Source organism: Streptomyces sp. NPDC020681 (assembly GCF_044334895.1).
Classification (GTDB): Bacteria; Actinomycetota; Actinomycetes; order Streptomycetales; family Streptomycetaceae; genus Streptomyces.
Genome location: NZ_JBIRTX010000012.1, coordinates 75074 through 96617, shown reverse-complemented (window position 1 = coordinate 96617; position 21544 = coordinate 75074). Strand labels below are relative to the sequence as shown.

Sequence of the window (21544 nt, the reverse complement as noted above, 5' to 3'; positions counted from 1 at the left end):
CCTAGTCGTCCTCCTCGGCGCCCGGCATGAGCCAGCTGGGCGGCCAGGGGATCGTGAAGCAGAGCTCGTCTTCGGCGAGCCACTGCCCGAGCCAGTCGCTGATGTTCACGGGGATGCACCAGCGGAGGGAGTTCAGTTCGGGCAGAGGTTCGGGCGCGGTGGGAGTGGGCGTCGGTGTCGGTGTCGGCTTCACGGCCGGGCTCGGCAGCTGCGGTGTCGGTTGCACCGTCGGCGTCGGTGTTGGCTTCGGCGGCACCGGCGTCGGCTCGACCGGTGTCTGAACCGGTGTCTGAACCGGTGTCTGAACCGGCGTCGGCTCGACCGGTGTGGGCGTGGGCGTGGGTGTCGGTTTCGGCGAGGGCTTCGCGACCGGGCTCGGCGGCTGCGGCACCGGTGCCGGCTCCTGCGGCTTCGGCGTCGGCGTCGCCACGGGGCTCGGCGACGTGGGCACCGGCTCCAGCGGCTCCACCGGCTTCTCCACCGGCTTCTCCGGCGGCTTCGGCACCGGCACGGGCACGGGCACGACCGGCGGAGTCACCGGCGGAATGACCGGCGGAACAACCGGTGGAATCATCGGCGGCGTCGGTTTCGCGAACAGCCACGAGCGAAAGACTCTCGACGACTTGGGGTTGTCATCACACTGCCAGACGCCATGCGGACAGTAGTCTGTGATGGTCTGATACAGCGGCTTGTGCCGGTCGATCCAATCGAGCATGCCACGCATGTATTCGGGGTTGTCGCCGTTCCGGAACAGTCCCCACTCCGGATACGAGATCGCCTTGTTGTGGGCGGCCGCGAAGTCGATCTGTTTCTGCAACCCGTACGGAGTCGTGACCTGCTCGTCGAAAGTCCGGCCGGGACCCTGGTCGTACGAATCCATCCCGATGATGTCCACGACGTCGTCGCCGGGATAGCACTCGGTCCACGGAACCGCGTCCGTACCGCGGTTCGGTGCGAAATCGAAGCGGAACTGCTGCCCCTGAACCGAACGCATGGCCGCCACAATGCGTCTCCAGTAGACCTTCCAGGATTCGGGGTCGGGGCCGCAGCGATGCGTGTAGGTGGTGCCGTTCATTTCCCAGCCGAGCACGATCACCGTGTCCGGTACGCCCAGGCCGACCAGCCGACTGGCCAGATTCCGGAAGTGGTGATCGAACTGTCCCTCGGACCCGGCCTTCAGCAGCTGCCGCACCTCGGCGTCCGGGACGCGGCCCTCGTTCCGCTCCTGCATGGGCACATTGAGCACGAACAGCCGGTCGTCCGCGGCGCGCCGCCACTGGGCCCAGGCGTCGAGGAACTGCGGCCCGCCTTCGATATTGCTCCAGAGGTCACCCGGCAGATATGTGTGACCGACCTTCAATTCCGTGCCGCCGAGCCAGTGCGAGAGTTCCTCCATGCGCAGCACGCCCGACGGGCCGTAATGGAGATACGCACCCATCGCGACCGATGAGGCAGCCGGCGGACTCGGATTCCCGTCGTCGTCGGCGGTCGCGCCCGCGCGCTGTTCGCCGAATGCGCCGATGGTCACGAGGAGACTGGCGGCAACGGTCCCGATGCGGGTGCCGGTGAGTCGGCGCCGTCGGTGCATGACTCCTCCTAAAGGTCGCGAGGTACACGACAGTAGGCAGAAAGTCTTACTAATGAGTTGTCTGAAAGCTCGTCAGTAGGCCATTCGCGACATGGGACGCGCTCTTCAGGACCATCCAGGTGAAAGTTGTGACGTTGATGCCACCGTTCGATGCCGGGGTTCCCGCTCTTGTGCTTCGACTCGACCGAAATCCCTTTCACCACGGCACCCTGGGAGCCGTCAGGTCGTTGGGGCGCGCGGGAGTCGAAGTGCATGCCGTGGTCGAGGCGGCCGACAGCCCGGTCGTACGCTCCCGTTATCTGCACCGGGCCCATTTCCGGCCGCCGGGAGACATCGGTCCAAAAGCGCTCACGCAGATACTGCTCCGCGTCTCGGACCGGATCGGCAGACCGGCCGTGCTGATCGCCATGGACGACCTCGGCGCCATTCTCACCGCCGCGCTCGCGCCCAGCTTCGCCGACCGGTTCCTGGTTCCGAAGCAGCCGGCCGACCTGCCGAGACGCCTCGCCGACAAGGCCGAACTCGCGGGCCTGTGCGCGCAGGCGGGCATCGCGCACCCGCTGACCGTCGTCCCGGACAGCCCGTCCGACGCGGCGGCGGCCGTACGGCAGCTCGGACTGCCTCTGGTGGCGAAGTGGAGCCGCCCCTGGCTGCTCGCCGCCGGCACCGGACTGCGCAGTACGACCCTGGTGAAAGCGCCGGAGGACGCCCGCCGCCTCTACGAGAAGACCGAACTCGCGGGCAGCCGACTGCTCCTCCAGCGCTATCTGCCGGACGCGCCGGACACCGACTGGTTCTTCCACGGCTGCTTCTCCGCCGGAAACGACGGCGCACCCAGCTGTCTGCTCGGCGGCTGCGGACGCAAGGAGCTGTCCTGGCCGACGCGTACGGGTCTTACCGCGGTGGGCCGCTGGCAGCACAACGCCGAGGTGGAGGCGGCGGCGCTGCGGCTGGTCTCCGAGGTCGGCTACCGCGGCATCCTCGACCTCGACTTCCGTCGGGACGAGGCGGCAGGCACGTACCAGCTGCTCGACGTCAATCCGCGGCCCGGCGCGCAGTTCCGGCTCTTCACGGACCGGCACGGCCTCGATGTCGTACGGGCGCTCTACCTCGATCTCACCGGGCAGCGCGTGCCGAGCCCGGTCGGCAGACCGGGAAGGGTCTTCGTCGCCGAGAACTACGCGCTGCTCTCCGCGGCCGCGTCCGCGCGCCGGGGGAGACCGACGGTCGTGGGAGCGGCGCGCGGCGTGGAGACCGCCTGGTTCGCGGGCGACGATCCGCTGCCGTTCCTCGCCATGACACGGGCCTGGCTGGGACGGGGCCTGCTCAAAGGCGCCCGCGCCGTGCGTCCCGTCCGACCGGGTGCCCCGGCCCTGATCTCAAAGCCCTGACGCGAAGGAGCGACCATGTACGACGTGGCAGTGATCGGCGCGGGCCCGTACGGACTGTCGATCGCGGCGCACGCCGCCGCGGCGGGCATGAGTCTGAGGGTCTTCGGCAGGACCATGGCGTCCTGGCGCGACCACATGCCGGACGGAATGTTCCTCAAGTCCGAGCCCTGGTCGTCGAATCTCTCCGACCCGGCCGGTGACCATACGCTCGATCAGTTCAGCGAGGTCCGCGGCTTCGAGGCGGTCCACGGCCGCCCGCTGCCGATCGGCACCTTCACCGACTACGGCATGTGGTTCGCCGAGCGCGCGGTCCCGGCCGTCGACGAGCAGACCGTCACGCTGGTCGCGCCCGTCGCCGACGGCTTCCGTGTCGAGACGGCGGAAGGCGAGAGCATCCGCGCCAGGACGGTCGTACTCGCCGTGGGTGTCATGCCGTTCGTCCGCGTTCCCGAGCGGTTGGCCTGGCTGCCCGCGGAGTACTGCTCGCACAGCAGCGGCCACGCCGATCTCGGCCCTTTCCGCAACAAGGACGTCGCCGTCGTCGGGGCGGGCCAGGCGGCGCTGGAGACGGCGACGCTGCTCGCCGAACAGGGCGCGCGCCCGCGGCTGGTGGCCCGTACGGACCGGCTGAACTGGAACGCCGTGCCGGAGCCCCTCGGACGCGGCCTGCTGCGCTCGCTCCGCACCCCGCACAGCGGCCTCGGCACGGGCTGGACCAGTTGGGCCTGGTCCGAAATCCCTTGGGCCGTACGGAAGTTGCCCGCCGCGACACGCGAGCGCATCGCGAGCACGGCGCTCGGTCCGGCGGGCGCGTGGTGGCTCAGGGAGCGCTACGAGCGGCGCGTGCCCGCGCTCCTCGGGCACAGCCTGCACAGCGCGGAGATCCGCGGCGGGCGCGTACGGCTCGCGCTGAACGCCCGCGACGGCAGCGCACCGGTCCTCGACGCGGACCATGTCGTCGCGGCCACCGGCTTCACGCCGGACCTCGACCGGCTGCGGCTGCTCGACGCCGCGCTGCGGCAGGCGGTCGGGACGGTCGGCGGCAGCCGCGCGCCGGAGCTGAGCGCGGGCTTCGAGTCCTCGTATCCGGGGCTGTTCTTCGCGGGTCTGCTGACGGCGCCCTCCTTCGGTCCTTCGATGCGGTTCGTTCACGGCGCGACGTTCACGGCGCGCCGGCTGGTGGCAGGGGTGCGGAGCCGGCTGCGCGGGCGCGCGGCACCGGCACCGATGCCGCGACCTGCGGCTCCGGCATTCGAGGAGCGTGCTGAGCCCCGGAGTTAGCTCCGGTCGTGGAGCCAGCCCCGGCGCGGCGGAGGGGCGGGGAGCACGTCCGCCGCGCCCCCCGACTGCGACGGGAAACGGGAGAGCCGGTTCCACTCCTGGTCGGGCCGGCCCGGCACGGTGCGGCCGGCGGCGGCCCACTCCCGACTGAGTTGTTCGTAGATCGGGCTGCTTGCGGTGGGCGTGCCCACCTGAGTCGGGTGTGGGGCTGAGGGCGTCTGGACGCGCTGCCATCCAGGAGACGCTGTAGTCCTTGCCATAAGTCGGCCAACGCTCGCCCGGGGATCGAGGTCACTGCCGCGGTACGGACGCGGAGTACGGCAGGAACGGTTTTTCGATCCCGTCGCCCACACCGGTGAGATCCTCCGGGCGACATCGGCCGCGACACGCGGCCACGACACGCGCCGGTTGTCGGCCATTCGCCTGGCGGGCCGTGATGATGCGGAAAACGTCTCATGTCAACGTCTCATGTCAATGGAAAAGCGCGTAAGGGGACCCATGCGACAGGTAGCTTCGGCGCTGCTGCTTTCCGCGCTCGCGATGGGCGTCACCGCCTGTCAGAGCGGTGCAGGCGTTCCCGCCGAGCGGACTCCGCGGCCACCGCATGCCAGCGCCGGTGACGGCAAGGCCGTGGACGGCGGTGGCATCACCGCCGGTGACGGCAAGGTTGTGGACGGCGCGGCGGTTTCGCTGGTCGGCGATGCCGTTGACCTCGGCGGCCGCACCTTCGGCGAGCATCTGCGGATCTCGGTGCGCGGCTATGTCGATCCCGCGATCGGCATCCGTGCCGCGCAACGCCCCGGCCCCGGAAAGCGCCGGATCGGTGTGGACGTAGCTCTGGTCAATGTCGGCGGCAAAACCTATGACGCGAGCGGCGGAAAGGCCTGGGTCGTGGACGAGAACGGACGACGTTATCCGGCCGTCCGGACCGGCGAGATCACCACCGGATTTCCGCTGAAATGGAACGCGTTGACGGTCGGCGAACAGTCGGAGGGCTGGCTGGTGTTCGAAGTACCGGAGAACGCACGGATCGTTCGGCTCCATTCCACGATCGGAAACACTTCGCTCAACTGGCAGCTCCAGCATGAGCCATCCAGGTGACGCATGAGCTCCAAGAGGCCGGCCGGGCACTAGGGTGCCGAGCCATGACCACTGCTTCCAGCTCCAAGAACACTGTTCAGCGCGGCCAGTTGGGCACCATTTCCGTGCTCGCCTGGACCGGCGATCCGGAAGCCGGACACGATATGCCGTATCTGCTGGCCTATTCGCTCGGCGACGGAACCCACGGCCTCGAAGCCGGCGAGGCGGCCGTCCGGGCAATGATCGAGGAACTCGGGCTCTCGGCGGGCGACGGGGCCGATGCCACTCAGGCCTCGTTCAACTCTCCCGTTCGGGTCCTTGTCGAAGCCGAGCAGGCCGTTCTCACCCTGCCGCATCTCAAGGCCCAGTGCCCCGCTCCGCGCGAGTGGCTGGCCGCCGTCGAATCGCGCGGCCATGTGCACTTCATCATCGCGACCCGCCCGTGGCCCCAGGCGGCTCCGGGCAGGCCCGTCACCGAGGACATGCTCCAGGCCTTCCTCGGCGACGAGCAGACGCTGATCACCGCGGCCCATGTGCTGCTGCCGGTGACCAAGTTGCGCCGCTGACCGGGCGAGAGACGGATCAGCGGGTCTCGAAGGCGAAGGGCAGTGCGCGGACCCGGTTGTCGAAGCTCGAGTCGACCAGATCGGCCGCGCCCACCGCGCGCAGTTCGCGGGGCCGGGTGAGCAGTTCGTGGAAGAGCGCCTTCATCTCCTGCCGCGCCAGATGTGACCCCAGGCAGTAGTGCGGACCGCCGCCGCCGTATCCGAGATGCGGGTTGGGATCCCGCGTGATGTCGAATGCGTCGGGATCCTTGAAGACCGCTTCGTCGCGATTGGCCGAAGCGTAGAAGAGCACCACCTTGTCGCCGGGACGGAATTCCCGTCCGCCCAGGACGCATTCGGCCGCGACCGTACGGCGGAACTGGATGATCGGCGTCGAATGGCGCACGATCTCGTCGACCGCGCCGTCCGCGTACCGATCGAAGTCGGACACCAGCAAGGCGCGCTGATCGGGATGGCCGGTCAGCAGCGCCAGTCCGTGAGCCATCGCATTACGCGTGGTTTCCACTCCGGCGACCAGCAACAGCGAGAAGAACGCGCCGAGTTGCCGCGAGGAGAGCGCCTGCCCGTCGATATCGGCGCACACGAGTGCCGAAATGAGATCGCCGGTCGGACGGCGCCGGCGTTCGCGGGCCAGCTTCGCCATCACCAGCTGCATATGGGCCAGCGCCCGCAGACCGCGCCCCGGCATCCGCAGCCGCGCGCGCAGTCCGCGCTTCACCCCGACGTTCTCCGACGCCTGATCGACGCGCTCCGCGATCTCCGTACGGAAATGCTCCGGGATGCCCATCAGATTGCAGATCACCTCGAACGGCATCCGCGAGGCGACGGACGCCACGAAGTCGTCCGGGCGTTCGCGGATCATCTCGTCGACGATGCGCGCGGCCACTTCGCGGACGTCCTCCTCGGCGGCGGCGAGCAGCCGCGGTGTGAAGGCCCGCGAGACGATCCGCCGCATCTTGGCGTGCTCCGCGCCGTCCATGTTGACCATGGAGTTGCCGAACACGGCCTTAGCCCAGGCCGCCGGCTCCGGCGTCGTAACTCCGGGCGCGCTGGCGAACTGCCGTGGCAGCCGGCTCGCCTCCAGCACATCGGCGTGCTTGACCAGCGCGTAGAAACCGCGACGGCCCGCGCCGCCGAAACGGACAGGCGCGTCGAGCCTGCGCAACTGCGCGAACGCGTCCAGGCGGGCCTCGCGTGGCAGCCGCCAGAACGCCGGATCGGCGAGATCGACGTTCGGCGTGCGGGGCGGGGGCGTCGCGGACGCCTGCGTCGGGAGCTTCATGGGCGGCCATGCTGGCCCACGCCACCGGGGCCGAGGCGCCGACGCGGCCGCCGCGTTGCTGCGGACAGGCGAACTTTGCACTGGTTCAGCCATCTGGCTCGTTGTTGCAGAGCAGCAGAGGTTCTGCGCACAGAGGGGACGTACGTACCAATGAAGTTGACCACCCGCGGGTCTCTTGTTGCATTCATGGCGTGCATGGCTTCGGCCGCGGCGGTCGCACCCGCCGCGGCTTCCATCGCGCCGGTGCCGGTCAACGTGCCGCTGGAGAGCCTGGAGACGGTCGTCCCGGTGGAGGCCCCCGCGCTGAGCACCGGCGTGCCGGTGCCCGTGCCCGGCGGGTTCGAGGCGCCGCGGCATGTCACCGGTCGACTGCTGCCTGCGGGCATCCTGCCGCAGCTGCCGCTCACCAGCGAGCTGCCCAGGACGCTGGTCGAGCTGCCGGTGGAGAACCCGCTCGGAGAGGGCAACCTCGGTGTGGCCAGTGCGCAGTCCGAATCGTCGGAGCTGAAGGTGACGAGCCCGGGCGCGGACGTGGGCGCGCCGGTGTCGGCGCCGCGTCCCGAGCTGTTCGGGCAGCCCGAGCCGGTGCTGCCGGAGCTCTCGGTGCTCGCTCCGTCGCTGGTGGGCGACCCGGCGGCGGGCCTGCTCCTCCGCTGAGCGCGGGAGGCCTGCTTCCGCCTCGGGACACCATCCCCGGGGGCAGAGCCCAAAACCCTTTCGGACGCACTGTCGTTGTCCCCTCCGAAGCAGGCATCGCCACGGCAGGCATTGCCATGACAGGCCTCGCCACGCCGGAACAGCGCAAGGAGCGGACGCATGCGCATCCTCACCCGCCGCGTCGCACTGCGCGCGCTCTTCAGCGTCGCCGTGGTCGCCGGCACGGCTGGCGCCCTCGCGCCCGTACTCGCCCGGAGGGGGAGCGTGCGGCCCCGGGCGCGGGAGCTGGAGCACTTCGCCGAGATGTATCGCGGGCGGCACATTGAAGGCGCCGCCACCGTCATGGTGCCCGCGGGCCGCAGTGCGGCGTCCGCCGGGCCGCCGAGCGTCGAGGTCCGGATCGACGGCCGGCCGCTGCAGGTGATGCGACGCGCCGACGGCAGCTATCTCAGCCTCGTCAACCACTACGAGTCGTTCCCGACGCTGCGCGACGTGGCCCGTGCCGCGGTCGACGATCTGGGCATGGCCCAGCTGGCGATGTCCCCCACGCACAGTCACTGATCCGGGAGGGGCACGACCTTGCACACCCGCAAGAACCAGCGGAATCTCACCCGTACGGAAAAGCGCCGGCTGGTCAACGCGCTGCTGGAGCTCAAGCGTTCGGGACGGTACGACGAGTTCGTCAGGATGCACGGCCGGTACTACGTCACCGACGCCGAGGACGACCCGCGCGCGGCCCATATGGCGCCTTCCTTCTTTCCCTGGCACCGCAGGTTCCTGCTGGAGTTCGAGCGTGCGCTCCAGTCCGTCGACTCCGGCGTGACGGTGCCGTACTGGGACTGGACCACCGACAACACGCCCGCGTCCTCGCTGTGGGCGGAGGACTTCCTCGGCGGCAACGGCAGGGCGGGCGACCGCCAGGTGATGACGGGCCCGTTCGCGTACGGCAAAGGGAACTGGCGGATCAACGCCCGCATCTCCGACGGCAAGTTCCTCACCCGGAATTTCGGCCGGCCCTCCGATCCCGTCTCGCTGCCCACCAAGGCCGAGGTGGCCAAGGCGCTCAGCGATCCGCTCTACGACGCGGATCCCTGGGACTCCACCGCGTCCAGGGGCTTCCGGAACACCATCGAGGGCTGGGGCGCCGGCGGCTCCGACCGCTGGCGCAACCACAACCGGGTGCACCGCTGGGTCGGCGGTCTGATGCTCGGCGCGACCTCGCCCAACGACCCGGTGTTCTGGCTGCATCACGCGTTCATGGATCTGCTCTGGGACCGCTGGCAGAAGGCGCATCCGCGCTCCGGCTATCTGCCGCGCAGGCGGCTGCCCGAGTCGCATCCGCAGTACCGGCGGGTCTTCAGCCTCGACGAGCCGATGCCGCCGTGGAACGTCGCGCCCGCGGCGCTCCTCGACCACAGCCGCCTCTACCGTTACGAGTAGGCCGCCCCGACGCCGTACGACCGCAGCCGCCCCCTTCCAACGGAAAGGGGCGGCCGCGAGTGCTGGGTGCGGTGATCAGTGGCCGTATGCGCCGTGGTGGCTCGAGACGTTCGCGCACTTGTTGCCGAAGGCCGGGTTGAGCAGCGCGATCACGTTCACGGTGTTGCCGCAGACGTTGACCGGGATGTGCACGGGCACCTGGATGGCGTTGCCCGAGAGAACACCCGGCGAGTGGACGGCTGCGCCCTGCGCTCCGGCGTCAGCGACGGCCAGACCGGCGCCGCCGGCCAGGATGGCGCCAGAGCTGGCGACGACGGCGGCTGCCTTCGCGATACGCGACATCAGTTCTCCTTGCGGATGAGAGCTCGGCCGCAGGACTTGCGGCCTTCACGGTGCTTCAACGCCGAAACCCACAGGCGGTAACGGATCGAAATCAAAGTCATCGCCCAGGTGTGCGTGACCGGATTTCGTCCCTTGTCGGCCGAGGCGGATCCCCCAACAATGCGCATGACAAACCGAAGAACCCCTTCGGTCACACAAGTCGCAAGAGGGGACCCCCACATGAAGAAGCCTCTCGTCGGCGCGTGCCTCGCCCTCGTACTCCTCGGGGCGGGCGCGGCGCCCGCGATCGCGGTCACCGCACCGGACGCGGAGCGCACCGCCACGACCAGCCGGCCCGACGTCGATGTCAAGGCCGTCGATTTCGCCGGGACGGTGGCGCTCAGCAACTGCTCGGGATCGGTGGTGCGCCCGCCGGCCGCCGAGGCCGACGACCCGGCCCTCGTACTCTCCAACGGCCACTGCATCGAGAGCGGCTTCCCGGCCGCGGGCGAGGTCATCGTCGACCAGCCGTCCACCCGCAGCTTCAGCCTGCTCAACTCGGCGGGCAGCCGGGTCGCGACGCTGCGCGCCAGCAAGATCGCGTACGCGACGATGACGGACACCGACGTCTCGCTGTACCAACTCACCCGTACCTACGCGCAGATCGAGAGCAGCTACGGCATCAAGGCGCTCGAACTGAACGCCGCGCACCCGGTCCAGGGCACCGCCATCAAGGTCGTCTCCGGCTACTGGAAGCGCATCTACAGCTGCAACATCGACGGCTTCGCCTACCGCCTCAAGGAAGGGCAGTGGACCTGGAAGGACTCGGTCCGCTACACCTCCAGCTGCAACACCATCGGCGGCACCTCGGGCTCGCCCGTCATCGACAACGCCACCGGCAAGGTCGTCGCCGTCAACAACACCGGCAACGAGGACGGCCAGCGCTGCACGGACAACAACCCGTGCGAGGTCGACGAGAACGGGAACGTCACCGTGCGCCACGGGATCAACTACGGCCAGCAGACCTACGGCATCGTGCCGTGCCTCGGCCTCGACAACAAGATCGACCTGGGCCGGGCGGGCTGCACGCTGCCCAAGCCGTAGGTCGTGTCCGACGTAAAACCGTTCGTATGTTCGAATGAGCAGGTACCCTGGAGATATGGCAGCACATCTCCAGGGTTCGCTCTTCGACCAGACCGACGAGATCGGTCTCGGTCCGCTGAGGGACGTCCGGCGGACGGTGCTCGGAGACGGGGCGTGGATCGATCTGCTGCCGGCGTGGCTCGGCGGCGCGGACGCCCTGTTCGAGGAGCTGGTCTCCGGGGTGCCGTGGCGGGCAGAGCGCCGGCAGATGTACGAGCACATGGTGGACGTGCCACGGCTCCTCGCGTTCTTCCAGGAGGACGACCCGCTCCCGCATCCCGTTCTGGACGAGGCCCGCGACGCACTGTCCGCGTACTACGCCGCAGAGCTGGGCGAGCCGTTCGTCACCGCCGGCCTCTGCTACTACCGCGACGGCCGGGACAGTGTCGCCTGGCACGGGGACACGTCGGGGCGCGGGTCACGGGAGGACACCATGGTGGCCATCCTGTCCGTCGGCGCCCCGCGCGATCTTGCGCTGCGGCACCGCGGCGGCGGCCGGCTCCCGCTGCGCCGTCCGCTCGGGCACGGCGATCTCATCGTGATGGGCGGGTCGTGCCAGCGGACCTGGGAGCACGCCGTGCCGAAGACGGCGCGCTCCGTGGGGCCGCGCATCAGCATCCAGTTCCGGCCGCGAGGCGTGCACTGAGTCAGTGAGCGCCGTGGTCGGTCCGGCGCACCGACCGGCCCGCGAGCACGTCCGTACGCACACCGTCCTCGATCACGAACCGGCCGTCGATCAGCACGTGCGGGATGCCGACGGGCAGCGTGCGCGGCGTTTCGAAGGTCGAGCCCGCGGCGACCGTGTCCGGGTCGAAGAGGACGAGGTCGGCGCGGTAGCCCTCGCGCACCAGGCCGCGGTCGGTGAGGCGCAGCCGGGCGGCCGGGCGTGAGGTGAGATGGGCGACCGTTTCTTCCAGGGACAGGATGCCCAGCTCCCGTGCGTACCGGCCGAGATACTGCGGAAAGGTGCCGTACGCGCGCGGGTGCGGCTTGAGGCCCTGGAGGATGCCGTCGCTGCCGCCGGTGTGCACGCGGTGGCGCATGATCGCGCGGACGTTCTCCTCGTGGCCGACGTGCTGGAGGATCGTCGAGCCGAGCCGGTCCTCGATCAGCAGCCTGCGGGCGGTGATCCACGGAACCTCGCCGCGGATCGTGGCCGACTGCTCGATCGTGCTGCCGACGTACGAGGTGAGCCCCGGTTCCGAGACGCCCGAGATCTCTATCGTGTCCCACTCGATCGGCACGCCGTGGCAGCCGTCGGAGCCGAGCTCCTCCAGGTGGTGGCGGATCCTCTCGGCGGTGGCGTCGTCCTGAAGGCGCGTGAGGACCGCCTCCGGGCCGCCTTCGCTCGCCCAGCTCGGCAGCACGGCGACGAGCGTGGTGCAGCCCGGCGTGTACGGATAGGTGTCGAGCGAGATGTCCGCGCCCTCGGCGAGGGCCTTGTCGAGCAGGGCGAGGAGATCGGGGGCGCGGCCCTTGTTCACGCCGAAGTTCATGGTGGCGTGGGCGAGATGGAGCGCGCAGCCGGCCTCGTGCGTGACCTGCACCATCTCCTCGTACGCCTGGAGTGCGCCGGCGCCGTAGGAGCGGTGGTGCGGGCAGTAGTAGCCGTCGTAGCGGGCCACGACCCGGCACAGCTCGGTGAGTTCGGAGTCGTTCGCGTACATGCCGGGCGTGTAGGTGAGGCCGGACGACATGCCGACCGCGCCCTGTTCGAGGCCTTCGGCGACGAGTTGCTTCATGCGGCGGAGCTCGGCGTCGGTGGCCGGGCGGTCGTCCCAGCCGACGGCGAGCATGCGGACGGTGCCCTGCGGGACGAGATAGGCGGCGTTGACGGCGATGCCCTGCCGGTCGAGCCGGTCCAGATATTCGCCCACCGTGCGCCAGTCGAAGTCGATGTCGGACCCGTCGCCGTTCCAGCCGGTGATGGATCTGCGGACCTCGGCGAGCGTGCGGTCGTCGGCAGGGGCGTACGACAGGCCGTCCTGGCCGAGGACTTCGAGAGTGACGCCCTGGGCGGCCTTAGCGCTGTGGTCGGGGTCGCGCAGGAGCGCGAGGTCGCTGTGGGCGTGCATGTCGATGAAGCCGGGGGACAGGGCGAGGCCGTGCGCGTCGAGGGTGCGGCGGGCGGACAGGGCCGGGGCGCCCTGGCGGCGTATCGCGGCGATACGGCCGCCGTCCAGGCCGACATCGGCGCGGTACGCGGGTCCGCCGGAGCCGTCGATGACCCGTGCGTCGCGGATGACGAGATCCATGGTCCGGCCTCTCAGAAGAAGGTGCGGATGTAGTCGACGACCGTGCCGTCCGACTCCACCAGCGGGATCAGCTGCCACTTGTCGAAGGACGTGCACGGGTGCGAGAGCCCCATGCCGATCCAGTCGCCGACCTCCAGGTCGGCGTCCTCGGCCGTACGCACCCAGCCGTGCTGGTCGGACAGGGCGCTGACGGTGATCCCGACGGCCGGGCGCGTGTCGCCGCTGCGCGCGTCGCGGACGACCTGGGCCTCCGGGAGGTCGAGGTCGTACGCGGCGTCCCGCTTGCCCGCGTTCACGAAGGCCTGCTCCGGGCTCGGGCGGGAGACGACCTGGGCCCAGAGGCGGAACGCGGGCTGGAGCGCGCCTTCCTCGGGGTGGCGGTTGAAGGGCGTGAGATGGCGGTAGTGGCCGTCGTCGTGCGAGACGTACGCGCCGGAGCGGAGCAACTTCAGTACGGGAACCGACAGTTCGGGAATCCCGGCGAAGACGTCGGCGACCGCGTCGAACCAGGCGCTGCCGCCCGCGCTGATCACGATCTCGTCGGTCGCGGCGAAACGGCCCGCCTTGTCGAAGTCCGCGGCGAGCGCGATGAGCCGCTGCAGCCAGGCGCGGACGCGGTCGCCGTCGGCCTGCGGAACCTCGCCCTCGTAACCGGCGACGCCGACGAGGCGCAGAGTCCCGGCCGCCGCGACCGCGTCGGCGACCGCGGCGCATTCGGCCTCCGTACGGACTCCGGTGCGGGCGCCCTCGCCCGCGGCGAGTTCGACGACCACGTCCAGGGGACGGGCGGCGCCGTGGAGAGCCTCGTCCATCAGCTCCACGCCGCGCACGGAGTCGACGTAACAGATGAAGCGGACCTCGGGATCGGCGTCGAGCTCGCGCGAGATCCAGCGCAGCGCGGCGGCGTCGACGACCTCGTTGGCGAGGAAGATCCGCCGGATGCCGTGGGCGCGGTACACGCGGGCCTGGTGCGGCACGGCGGCGGTGATGCCCCAGGCGCCGTGGTCCAGCTGGCGCGTGAAGAGCTGCGGCGACATGGAGGTCTTGCCGTGCGGTGCGAAGGCGAGGCCGTGGCGCTCTGAGTAGGTCTCGAGGAGAGCGAGGTTGTGCTCGACGGACTCGGCGGAGAGCGCGAGTACGGGGGTGGTGAAGCCGCCGTCGAAGAGACTGCGCCGCTCGGCGGCGAGCGCGCCGACGGTCAGTCCTTCGGCGTCCGGCGGAAGCGCCTTGAAGCGGTGGTCGACGCGCTCTTCGCTGAGCTGGTCGGCGAGCTGCCGGTCGGGCCGGTCGGCGGCCATGAAGCCTCCTCGGGAATCACGTTGCAACATCTGCAACAGTCATTGCGCGTATCGCTTGATGCTGTCTAACATCCGGCCCAGCGCCGGGTCAATGGATCCGGCTGTCCCCGAAACCCGCGAGGAGCCCCAGCGTGAGCACCCTGACCGGAAGCGCAGCCGCGGACGTTGATGTCGTCTGCCTCGGCGAGTCCATGCTCACGTTTCTGCCCTCGCACCCCGGACGCCTCGCCGACGTACCCTCCTTCGCCCGCACCATCGGCGGTGCCGAGTCCAATGTCGCGTGCGCGCTCGCTGCGGCCGGGCACCGGGCCAAGTGGGTCAGCCGGGTCGGCGCGGACGGATTCGGCGACCATCTCATCCGGGCGATCTCGGCGTACGGAGTCGACACTTCCGCCGTCGGCCGCGATCCGCACCGGCCCACCGGTATCTACTTCCGCACCGCGAACGACCGGTCCCACGACGCACACGAAGTTCTCTACTACCGGGCCGGGTCCGCCGCATCCGCGATGTCGCCGCTGACCGTTGCGTACGACGACATCGCCGGGGCCCGGATCCTTCACGTGTCCGGGATCACGGCCGCGCTCTCCGGCGACTGCCTGGAGCTGCTGCGCGAACTGACCGCGCCCCGCGCCGGACGGCCGCTGGTCTCCTTCGACGTCAACCACCGGCCGGGCCTGTGGCGCGACGCGCCCGGCACGCAGGTGCTGCTCGGCCTGGCCCGCGGAGCCGATCTCGTCTTCGTCGGCGAGGACGAGGCGGAGGGGGCCTGGGGGCTGCGGGGCGGGGACGCGATCCGGGACGCGCTCCCGGAGCCGGACGTGGTCGTGGTGAAGCACGGCGGGCGCGGCGCGACGGCGTACGAACGCGCCGGTGCCGAGGTCTTCGTTCCCGCGCCCGAGGTGGACGTCGTCGCACACGTCGGCGCCGGCGACGCCTTCGCCGCCGGATTCCTCTCCGGCACCCTCCGCGGGCTCCCGGTCCGCGACCGGCTGCGGCATGGTCACCTCATGGCCGCCGCCGCCCTCACCGTCCCCGGCGACCTCGGCACCCCTCCCGCCACGGCACACGCCGACCGGCTGGCCGGACTGGACGACGCGGCCTGGGGGAGACTGCGTCTCGCCCCCGGCTGGACCTCAGCCGTGGATGAGGAGGTACGTACGTCATGAGCCAGACCGTCGACCGCGCGCTGAGCATTCTGCCGCTGCTCGCGCAGGGCCCCGCCGACCTCGGACAGGTCGCCGAACGCCTCGGCGTGCACAAGTCCACCGCGCTGCGGCTGCTGCGTACGCTCAACGAGCACGGACTCGTCTACCGCCAGCAGGACCAGCGCTACCGCCTCGGCGCGCGGCTGTTCGCCCTCGCGCAGGAGGCCGTCGAGAACCTCGACGTCCGCGAGATCGCCCATCCTCACCTCGTCGCGCTCAACGAGCGGATCGGGCACACCGTCCATCTCGCGGTGTACGAGGAGAGCGAGGTCCTCTACATCGACAAGGTCGAGAGCCGCTATCCCGTGCGGATGTACTCGCGGATCGGCAAGCCCGTCGCGATCACCGTCGCGGCCGTCGCCAAGCTGCTCCTCGCCGACCTCCCCGAGCCCGAGCGGCGCGCCGTCGCCGAGAAGCTCGACTACCCCATGTACACATCCCGTTCGACGCCGAACGCCGCCGCGTTCCTCAAGGAGCTCGCCGTCGTACGCGAACAGGGATGGGCCACCGACCTCGGCGGCCACGAGGAGTCCATCAACTGCGTCGCCGCACCGATCCGCGGCGCGGACGGCCGGGCCGTCGCCGCCATGTCGGTCTCGGCGCCGAATGTCGTCGTCACCCGCGACGAACTCCTCACCCTCCTCCCGCTGGTGCGCCGTACCGCCGAAGCCGTCAGCCGGGAGTACTCAGGCACAGCTCACCCCTCAGCAAAGCCCGGCGCACCGAAGGAAGCACGATGACCGAGAAGATCGCGATCACTCCCGCCACCCACACCGCCCCGCCCGCGAAGTTCTCCCACGGCGTCAAGAAGGGCAACATCCTTCAAGTCGCCGGACAGGTCGGCTTCCTGCCCGCCGTGGAGGGCCAGGCCCCGACGCCCGCCGGGCCGACCCTGCGCGAGCAGACCCTCCAGACCCTCGCCAACGTCAAGGCGGTGCTCGAAGAAGGCGGCGCGAGCTGGGACGACGTGATGATGATGCGTGTCTACCTCACCGACGTCGATCACTTCGCCGAGATGAACCAGATCTACAACACCTACTTCGAGGAGCAGGGTCTCAAGGCCCCCGCCTCCGCCCGGACGACCGTCTACGTCGGTCTGCCGGCCGGCCTGCTCATCGAGATCGACGCCCTGGCAGTCCTGGGCTGATCCCGCTGAATCACCCGCTGTACGGAACGGCGCTCGTCCCCCAAGGAACGCCGTGCCGCGCTCCGCCGCACCCAAAATCCCCAACGGACAGGTCCCTCCGCCATGTTCATCGCCGCTGACGCCCCACCACCACCTCCGCCGCACACCGGAGGACTGCTCCTCCTCATCGACGGCACTGCCGGTCTGCTGACCGTCGCCGCCCTCGGCATCGCCCTGCTCCTCATACTCATCATCAAGGTGAGGCTGCAGCCGTTCGTCGCGCTGCTCGCCGTCTCCATAGCCGTCGGCCTCGCCGCCGGCCTCTCCGTCACCGAACTCTTCGGCACCGTCCAGCGGTCCGCCGCCGTCTCGGTCATCGAGTCCGGCATGGGCGGCATTCTCGGACACGTCGCGATCATCATCGGCCTCGGCACCATGCTCGGCGCGATCCTCGAAGTGTCCGGCGGCGCCGAGGTGCTGAGCTCGCGGCTGCTGCATCTCTTCGGTGAGAAGCGCGCGCCGCTCGCCATGGGCCTGACCGGACTGATCTTCGGCATCCCGGTCTTCTTCGACGTCGGCATCTTCGTCCTCGCGCCGATCGTCTACGCGGCGGCCAAGCGCTCCGGCAAGTCGATCCTGCTGTACGCGATGCCGCTGCTCGCCGGTCTGTCGATGACCCACGCGTTCCTGCCGCCGCACCCCGGCCCGGTCGCCGCCGCGGGTCTGCTCCATGTCTCGCTGGGCTGGGTCATCCTGATGGGCATCGTTGTCGGCCTCCCGGCCGTGCTCGCCGCCTGGGTCTTCTCCGCCTGGATCGGCAAGCGGATCTTCGTCCCCGTGCCGGAGGACATGGTGGAGGCGGCCGAGGACGCCAAGGCCGCCGTCGCCGCCGAACAGGCCGCCGCCGGGCGGACACCGCGGGAGTCGCCGGTCTCGCTCGGCGTCGTCCTCGCCATCATCGGTACGCCGCTGATCCTCATCCTCGCCGCGACGTTCTCGTCCATCGCGCTGGACGAGTCCACGCTCCGCTCGGTCATCGAGTTCTTCGGCAGCCCCTTCGTCGCGCTGACGATCGCTCTGCTCATGGCGTACTACCTGCTGGGCCTGCGGCGCGGCTGGTCCCGCAAGTCCCTGGAGTCGGTGTCGACCCAGTCCCTGAAGCCGGTCGGCAACATCCTGCTCGTGGTCGGCGCGGGCGGTGTGTTCGGCGCGATCCTCAAGGCGAGCGGTGTCGCGCAGGCGCTCTCGGACACGTTCAACGACGTCGGCCTGCCGATCATCGTCCTCGCGTATCTGATCTCGCTGGTGCTGCGCGTCGCACAGGGCTCGGCGACGGTCGCGATCGTCACCACGGCGGGCATCGTGCTGCCGCTGGTGGAGAACGGCGACCACTCGCAGGCCTTCCTGGCGCTGCTCATCATGGCGATCTCGGCCGGCTCCATCTTTGCCTCGCACGTCAACGACGGAGGCTTCTGGATCGTGTCGAAGTACTTCGGCATCACGGAGCGCGACACGCTCAAGTCGTGGACGGTGCTGGAGTCGGTGCTGTCGGTGGCGGGTTTCGCTGTCGCGGCGGGGCTGAGTCTGGCGGTCTAGCGGGTGCATGAGTGAGGGCGCCCGGGACGACGTCGTCCCGGGCGCCCTTTCGGCGTCAGTGCTCCGGCTGGGCGGCTGTCGCGATCGTCACGAGGGCGGGCATCGTGCTGCCGCTGGTGGAGAACGGCGACCACTCGCAGGCCTTCCTGGTGCTGCTGATCATGGCGATCTCGGCCGGCTCCATCTTCGCGTCGCACGTCAACGACGGAGCCCGCGTGCGGAGCGCGCTATTGGATGCAGCTGGATCGTGTCGAAGTACTTCGGCATCACGGAGCGCGACACGCTCAAGTCGTGGACGGTGCTGGAGTCGGTGCTGTCGGTGGCGGGTTTCGCTGTCGCGGCGGGGCTGAGTCTGGCGGTCTAGCCGGTGCATGAGTGAGGGCGCCCGGGACGACGTCGTCCCGGGCGCCCTTTCATGTACTGGCGCCGATCAACTCGCGCAGTACTGCTGCTCCTTGCCTATGGAGCGGTACATGCAGTCCGAGTTCTCCAGCAGCTGGAGCACCGCGTCCCGGTTGCGGCTGGTCTCGCGCTCGATCACCTCGTCGGGCGGGTAGAAGCCGCCACCGCCGGAAGACCCGGGGTACATCTCGAAGGTGTAGCTGAAGATCTTCTGCGCGCCCCACAGCCAGTCGTCGATCGTGCCGTCCGTGATGTACAGATCGCTGGCCTGCTCCGGCGAGTAGCCGTTGCTCGCCGCCATCTTCTGTCCGACCGCCGCGTGCGCGTCACGGTCGTCCTGGGTCAGGCCGGGGCCGGTGTCGTTGTAGGTGTAGCCGTACGGCCAGAGCACCAGCTCGCTGTAGGTGTGGAAGTCGATGCCCGCCTTGATCTGCTGCTTGCCGCCGACGATCCGGCCGCGCACGAAGTCGGCGACGACCTTCACCTCGGGTGCGGACTCGGCCGCCGCGCCGCGGTAGGTGTCGGAGGACTTGCTGCCCGAAGAGCCGCCGCAGCAACCCCACTTGTACGCCCAGTTGCGGTTGAGGTCCGTACCGACGTACGAGGAACCGGCGTTGGGCTGGCGGTTCTTGCGCCAGCTGCGGTAGGAGCCGGTGGCGATGTCGTACTCGCCGCCGTCCGGGTTGAGGTCCGGCACGATCCAGATCTCGCGGCTGTTGACGGCGTTGGTGACCCGTGAGTCGGTGCCGTAGTCGTCACCGAGCTCGCGCAGCAGATAGAGCGCCATCTCGACGGTGAGATGCTCGCGCGCGTGCTGGTGGTGGGTGAACAGGACCTCGGGCTCCGCCTCGTCGGTGCCGACGTTGTCGCTGATCTTGATGGCGACGATGTCCCGGCCCTGGTAGCTCTTGCCGATGACGCGCTTGCTCATGATGTTGGGATGCGCGGCGATCCGCTGGTTGATCTCCGTGCTCATCTCGGCGTAGTTGTGGTACCTCGAGTCGGCCGACGGGAAGTCCATCGGCCGGACGGCCGCACCGCCGAGCCGGTCGGGGACCTTGGCCACCGCTTCCAGCTCGTAGCCGAGTGACTTGAGCTTGGCGGCCTCCGTCGGGTCCGCGGAGACGACGACCACATGGCCGTCCGAGTCGTCGATGGTCACGCCTGTCTTGGCCAGCGCGGTCCGCGTCAACTTGTTGGAGTGGATGTGGATCTCGTACTGGCGGATGTTCTCGTCCGTGGAAACGGGCGGCGGTGGCGACGCGGTGGCGGACGCGGTGAGAGGTGCGGCAACCGCGAGCGCCAGCAGGGCCGCGAAGGCGGCGGTCTTTCTTCCGCTCGCGCGGATACGAAGTCGCATGCTGTCTCCTGGGTGTGGAGTGTGGGGGGTTGTTCAGTAGCGACATGTGTGGTGCGGGTGTGTGCGCACATCGTGGGGGTATGGCATGGCACGGTCAAGGGGTTGGCTTCGGCCACACCGGCGGGCGAAAGCCCGGCAGGCCCCTTGCGCGATCACTCGGTCGCCGCTTTGGTGATCCGAGTCACACGGCGAAACAAGCGGGAAGGCGGCCACCGCCATGGCAGACACCACGGACAGCAGGACCGACGAATCCATCTCCCGCCCCCGTAAATCGAGTTGGAAATACATCGGACCCGGGATCGTCGTCGCCGCGACCGGCGTCGGCGCCGGCGACCTCGTCGCCACGCTCATCGCGGGCAGCAACTTCGGCTACACCCTCCTGTGGGCCGCCGTCATCGGCTGTCTCGTCAAGATCTCGCTCGCCGAGGCCGCCGGCCGCTGGCATCTGTCCACCGGGCGTACGCTCTTCGACGGCTGGACCGACCTCGGCCGCTGGACCACCTGGTTCTTCGTGGTCTATGTCGTCATCTGGGGCTTTGTGTACGGAGCCGCCGCGATGTCCTCCAGCGGGCTGCCGCTGCAGGCCCTGTTCCCGGACGTGATGGACCTCAAGTGGTGGGCGATGCTCACCGGCGTGGTCGGCCTGGTCTTCGTCTGGTTCAACAGGTACGAAGTGTTCGAGAAGGTCATGACGGTGCTGGTGGGCGTGATGTTCGTCGTCACGGTCTACCTGGCGATCCGGGTCACGCCCAACCTCGGCGACGCGTTCGCCGGACTGCTCCCGGTCCTGCCCGACGAGAAGGACTCGATCCTCAACACCCTCGGCCTGATCGGCGGCGTCGGCGGCACCATCACGCTGGCCGCGTACGGCTACTGGGTCAACGCCAAGGGCTGGACCAACTCCGGCTGGATGAAGGTGATGCGCCTCGACAACCGCGTCGCCTACATCACGACGGGCATCTTCGTCGTGGCGATGCTGTTCGTCGGCGCGGAGCTGCTGCACTCCGCGGGCGTCGCGATCGCGAGCGGCGACAAGGGACTCATCCAGCTCGGCGACATCCTGGAGGCCGAGTACGGCTCGGCCACCGCCAAGATGTTCCTCATCGGCTTCTTCGCCACGTCGTTCACTTCGCTGATCGGCGTCTGGCACGGCGTGAGCCTGATGTTCGCGGACTTCGTGGAGCGCTTCCGCAAGGACCGCGCGGGGGCCGAGGAGGGCGAGCTGAGCGGCGAGGCGGTGGCCGCGGGCAAGCGCGACAAGACGCTGCCCTTCCGTGCGTATCTGCTGTGGCTGACCTTCCCGCCGATGATCCTGCTGTTCCAGGAGCAGCCGTTCCGGCTGGTGATCATCTATGGAGTTCTCGGCGCCGCCTTCTTGCCGTTCCTGGCGCTGACGCTGGTCTGGCTGCTCAACTCGAGCCGTACGCCGAGGGAATGGCGGAACGGGATGCTGAGCAACGCGATGCTGGTGATCGCCGGACTGCTGTTCCTGGTGCTGTGCGTGAAGCAGGTCGTCGACCAGCCGTGGTCGGAGTTCTTCTGAGGTCCGGCCT

General features: G+C 69.6%; 20 protein-coding genes and 1 pseudogene. 15 read left to right on the top strand and 6 right to left on the bottom strand.

Annotated elements, in window-relative coordinates:
* Window position 1: 1 nt before the first annotated feature.
* The gene (locus tag ACH4YL_RS26210) at window positions 2-1588 is read right to left on the bottom strand and encodes a glycoside hydrolase family 26 protein (protein WP_398509882.1); all 1587 of its coding nucleotides are present in this window, start codon (window positions 1586-1588) and stop codon (window positions 2-4) included.
* Between the two features lie 248 nt (window positions 1589-1836).
* Between ACH4YL_RS26210 and ACH4YL_RS26205 the strand changes: the two genes are divergently transcribed.
* The 4 genes from ACH4YL_RS26205 to ACH4YL_RS26190 all read left to right on the top strand — a co-directional run bounded on the left by ACH4YL_RS26205 (window position 1837) and on the right by ACH4YL_RS26190 (window position 5906).
* Window positions 1837-2979 (top strand): ATP-grasp domain-containing protein, encoded by a 1143-nt coding sequence (locus ACH4YL_RS26205; RefSeq protein WP_398509881.1) that lies wholly within the window; start codon window positions 1837-1839, stop codon window positions 2977-2979.
* 15 nt (window positions 2980-2994) lie between these two features.
* Window positions 2995-4260 (top strand): NAD(P)-binding domain-containing protein, encoded by a 1266-nt coding sequence (locus ACH4YL_RS26200; RefSeq protein ID WP_398509880.1) that lies wholly within the window; start codon window positions 2995-2997, stop codon window positions 4258-4260.
* A gap of 474 nt (window positions 4261-4734) precedes the next feature.
* On the top strand, window positions 4735-5361 hold the full coding sequence (locus ACH4YL_RS26195) for a DUF4352 domain-containing protein (RefSeq protein ID WP_398509879.1): 627 nt from the start codon (window positions 4735-4737) through the stop codon (window positions 5359-5361).
* A 44-nt stretch (window positions 5362-5405) separates the two neighbouring features.
* Window positions 5406-5906, top strand: coding sequence for a DUF5949 family protein (locus ACH4YL_RS26190; RefSeq protein WP_398509878.1), 501 nt, complete (start codon window positions 5406-5408; stop codon window positions 5904-5906).
* 16 nt (window positions 5907-5922) lie between these two features.
* Here the strand turns inward: ACH4YL_RS26190 and ACH4YL_RS26185 are convergent, their stop codons facing one another.
* Window positions 5923-7188, bottom strand: coding sequence for a cytochrome P450 (locus ACH4YL_RS26185; protein ID WP_398509877.1), 1266 nt, complete (start codon window positions 7186-7188; stop codon window positions 5923-5925).
* 195 nt (window positions 7189-7383) lie between these two features.
* Between ACH4YL_RS26185 and ACH4YL_RS26180 the strand changes: the two genes are divergently transcribed.
* The 3 genes from ACH4YL_RS26180 to ACH4YL_RS26170 all read left to right on the top strand — a co-directional run bounded on the left by ACH4YL_RS26180 (window position 7384) and on the right by ACH4YL_RS26170 (window position 9285).
* Window positions 7384-7845 (top strand): hypothetical protein, encoded by a 462-nt coding sequence (locus ACH4YL_RS26180; RefSeq protein ID WP_398509876.1) that lies wholly within the window; start codon window positions 7384-7386, stop codon window positions 7843-7845.
* A 159-nt stretch (window positions 7846-8004) separates the two neighbouring features.
* Window positions 8005-8406, top strand: a complete 402-nt coding sequence (locus tag ACH4YL_RS26175) for a tyrosinase family oxidase copper chaperone (RefSeq protein ID WP_398509875.1) — start codon at window positions 8005-8007, stop codon at window positions 8404-8406.
* 18 nt (window positions 8407-8424) lie between these two features.
* On the top strand, window positions 8425-9285 hold the full coding sequence (locus ACH4YL_RS26170) for a tyrosinase family protein (RefSeq protein WP_398509874.1): 861 nt from the start codon (window positions 8425-8427) through the stop codon (window positions 9283-9285).
* A gap of 75 nt (window positions 9286-9360) precedes the next feature.
* Here ACH4YL_RS26170 and ACH4YL_RS26165 read toward each other — a convergent pair whose 3' ends face one another.
* On the bottom strand, window positions 9361-9627 hold the full coding sequence (locus ACH4YL_RS26165; RefSeq protein WP_398509873.1) for a chaplin: 267 nt from the start codon (window positions 9625-9627) through the stop codon (window positions 9361-9363).
* A 219-nt stretch (window positions 9628-9846) separates the two neighbouring features.
* Here ACH4YL_RS26165 and ACH4YL_RS26160 point away from each other — a divergent pair, with 219 nt between their 5' ends.
* Entirely contained in the window at window positions 9847-10710 is an 864-nt protein-coding gene (locus ACH4YL_RS26160; RefSeq protein ID WP_398509872.1) for a serine protease, read from the top strand.
* A gap of 55 nt (window positions 10711-10765) precedes the next feature.
* Window positions 10766-11395 (top strand): alpha-ketoglutarate-dependent dioxygenase AlkB, encoded by a 630-nt coding sequence (locus ACH4YL_RS26155; protein ID WP_398509871.1) that lies wholly within the window; start codon window positions 10766-10768, stop codon window positions 11393-11395.
* 1 nt (window position 11396) lies between these two features.
* Here the strand turns inward: ACH4YL_RS26155 and ACH4YL_RS26150 are convergent, their stop codons facing one another.
* Window positions 11397-13004, bottom strand: a complete 1608-nt coding sequence (locus ACH4YL_RS26150; RefSeq protein WP_398509870.1) for an amidohydrolase family protein — start codon at window positions 13002-13004, stop codon at window positions 11397-11399.
* 11 nt (window positions 13005-13015) lie between these two features.
* Complete coding sequence (locus ACH4YL_RS26145) at window positions 13016-14302, bottom strand: amino acid deaminase (protein ID WP_398509869.1); 1287 nt, start codon at window positions 14300-14302, stop codon at window positions 13016-13018.
* Between the two features lie 140 nt (window positions 14303-14442).
* On the opposite strand from ACH4YL_RS26145, the gene ACH4YL_RS26140 reads away from it, so the two are divergent.
* From ACH4YL_RS26140 to ACH4YL_RS26120, 5 genes and pseudogenes are all read left to right on the top strand, one after another.
* Window positions 14443-15468: a sugar kinase gene (locus ACH4YL_RS26140; protein ID WP_398510008.1), complete on the top strand. Its 1026-nt coding sequence runs from the start codon at window positions 14443-14445 to the stop codon at window positions 15466-15468.
* Entirely contained in the window at window positions 15465-16247 is a 783-nt protein-coding gene (locus ACH4YL_RS26135) for an IclR family transcriptional regulator (protein WP_398509868.1), read from the top strand. The genes ACH4YL_RS26140 and ACH4YL_RS26135 overlap by 4 nt, the downstream gene beginning before the upstream one ends.
* Window positions 16244-16654, top strand: coding sequence for a RidA family protein (locus ACH4YL_RS26130; RefSeq protein WP_398509867.1), 411 nt, complete (start codon window positions 16244-16246; stop codon window positions 16652-16654). The genes ACH4YL_RS26135 and ACH4YL_RS26130 overlap by 4 nt, the downstream gene beginning before the upstream one ends.
* Window positions 16655-16756: 102 nt before the next feature.
* A complete protein-coding gene (locus ACH4YL_RS26125) occupies window positions 16757-18229 on the top strand; it encodes a GntP family permease (RefSeq protein WP_398509866.1) in 1473 nt (490 codons plus the stop codon).
* A 77-nt stretch (window positions 18230-18306) separates the two neighbouring features.
* Window positions 18307-18593, top strand: a pseudogene (locus ACH4YL_RS26120) (GntP family permease); the annotation flags it as partial.
* A 66-nt stretch (window positions 18594-18659) separates the two neighbouring features.
* On the opposite strand, the gene ACH4YL_RS26115 reads toward ACH4YL_RS26120, so the two are convergent.
* Entirely contained in the window at window positions 18660-19991 is a 1332-nt protein-coding gene (locus ACH4YL_RS26115) for a M14 family metallopeptidase (RefSeq protein WP_398509865.1), read from the bottom strand.
* A 217-nt stretch (window positions 19992-20208) separates the two neighbouring features.
* Here ACH4YL_RS26115 and ACH4YL_RS26110 point away from each other — a divergent pair, with 217 nt between their 5' ends.
* A complete protein-coding gene (locus tag ACH4YL_RS26110) occupies window positions 20209-21534 on the top strand; it encodes an Nramp family divalent metal transporter (RefSeq protein ID WP_398509864.1) in 1326 nt (441 codons plus the stop codon).
* Window positions 21535-21544: the final 10 nt, after the last annotated feature.

Coding starts and splice junctions, on each gene's coding strand:
- ACH4YL_RS26125 (WP_398509866.1), top strand. CDS start 16,757: ATGTTCATCGCCGCTGACGCCCCACCACCACCTCCGCCGCACACCGGA.
- ACH4YL_RS26135 (WP_398509868.1), top strand. CDS start 15,465: ATGAGCCAGACCGTCGACCGCGCGCTGAGCATTCTGCCGCTGCTCGCG.
- ACH4YL_RS26175 (WP_398509875.1), top strand. CDS start 8,005: ATGCGCATCCTCACCCGCCGCGTCGCACTGCGCGCGCTCTTCAGCGTC.
- ACH4YL_RS26180 (WP_398509876.1), top strand. CDS start 7,384: ATGGCTTCGGCCGCGGCGGTCGCACCCGCCGCGGCTTCCATCGCGCCG.
- ACH4YL_RS26165 (WP_398509873.1), bottom strand. CDS start 9,627: ATGTCGCGTATCGCGAAGGCAGCCGCCGTCGTCGCCAGCTCTGGCGCC.
- ACH4YL_RS26145 (WP_398509869.1), bottom strand. CDS start 14,302: ATGGCCGCCGACCGGCCCGACCGGCAGCTCGCCGACCAGCTCAGCGAA.
- ACH4YL_RS26155 (WP_398509871.1), top strand. CDS start 10,766: ATGGCAGCACATCTCCAGGGTTCGCTCTTCGACCAGACCGACGAGATC.
- ACH4YL_RS26185 (WP_398509877.1), bottom strand. CDS start 7,188: ATGAAGCTCCCGACGCAGGCGTCCGCGACGCCCCCGCCCCGCACGCCG.
- ACH4YL_RS26190 (WP_398509878.1), top strand. CDS start 5,406: ATGACCACTGCTTCCAGCTCCAAGAACACTGTTCAGCGCGGCCAGTTG.
- ACH4YL_RS26200 (WP_398509880.1), top strand. CDS start 2,995: ATGTACGACGTGGCAGTGATCGGCGCGGGCCCGTACGGACTGTCGATC.
- ACH4YL_RS26130 (WP_398509867.1), top strand. CDS start 16,244: ATGACCGAGAAGATCGCGATCACTCCCGCCACCCACACCGCCCCGCCC.
- ACH4YL_RS26115 (WP_398509865.1), bottom strand. CDS start 19,991: ATGCGACTTCGTATCCGCGCGAGCGGAAGAAAGACCGCCGCCTTCGCG.
- ACH4YL_RS26210 (WP_398509882.1), bottom strand. CDS start 1,588: ATGCACCGACGGCGCCGACTCACCGGCACCCGCATCGGGACCGTTGCC.
- ACH4YL_RS26195 (WP_398509879.1), top strand. CDS start 4,735: ATGGAAAAGCGCGTAAGGGGACCCATGCGACAGGTAGCTTCGGCGCTG.
- ACH4YL_RS26160 (WP_398509872.1), top strand. CDS start 9,847: ATGAAGAAGCCTCTCGTCGGCGCGTGCCTCGCCCTCGTACTCCTCGGG.
- ACH4YL_RS26150 (WP_398509870.1), bottom strand. CDS start 13,004: ATGGATCTCGTCATCCGCGACGCACGGGTCATCGACGGCTCCGGCGGA.
- ACH4YL_RS26110 (WP_398509864.1), top strand. CDS start 20,209: ATGGCAGACACCACGGACAGCAGGACCGACGAATCCATCTCCCGCCCC.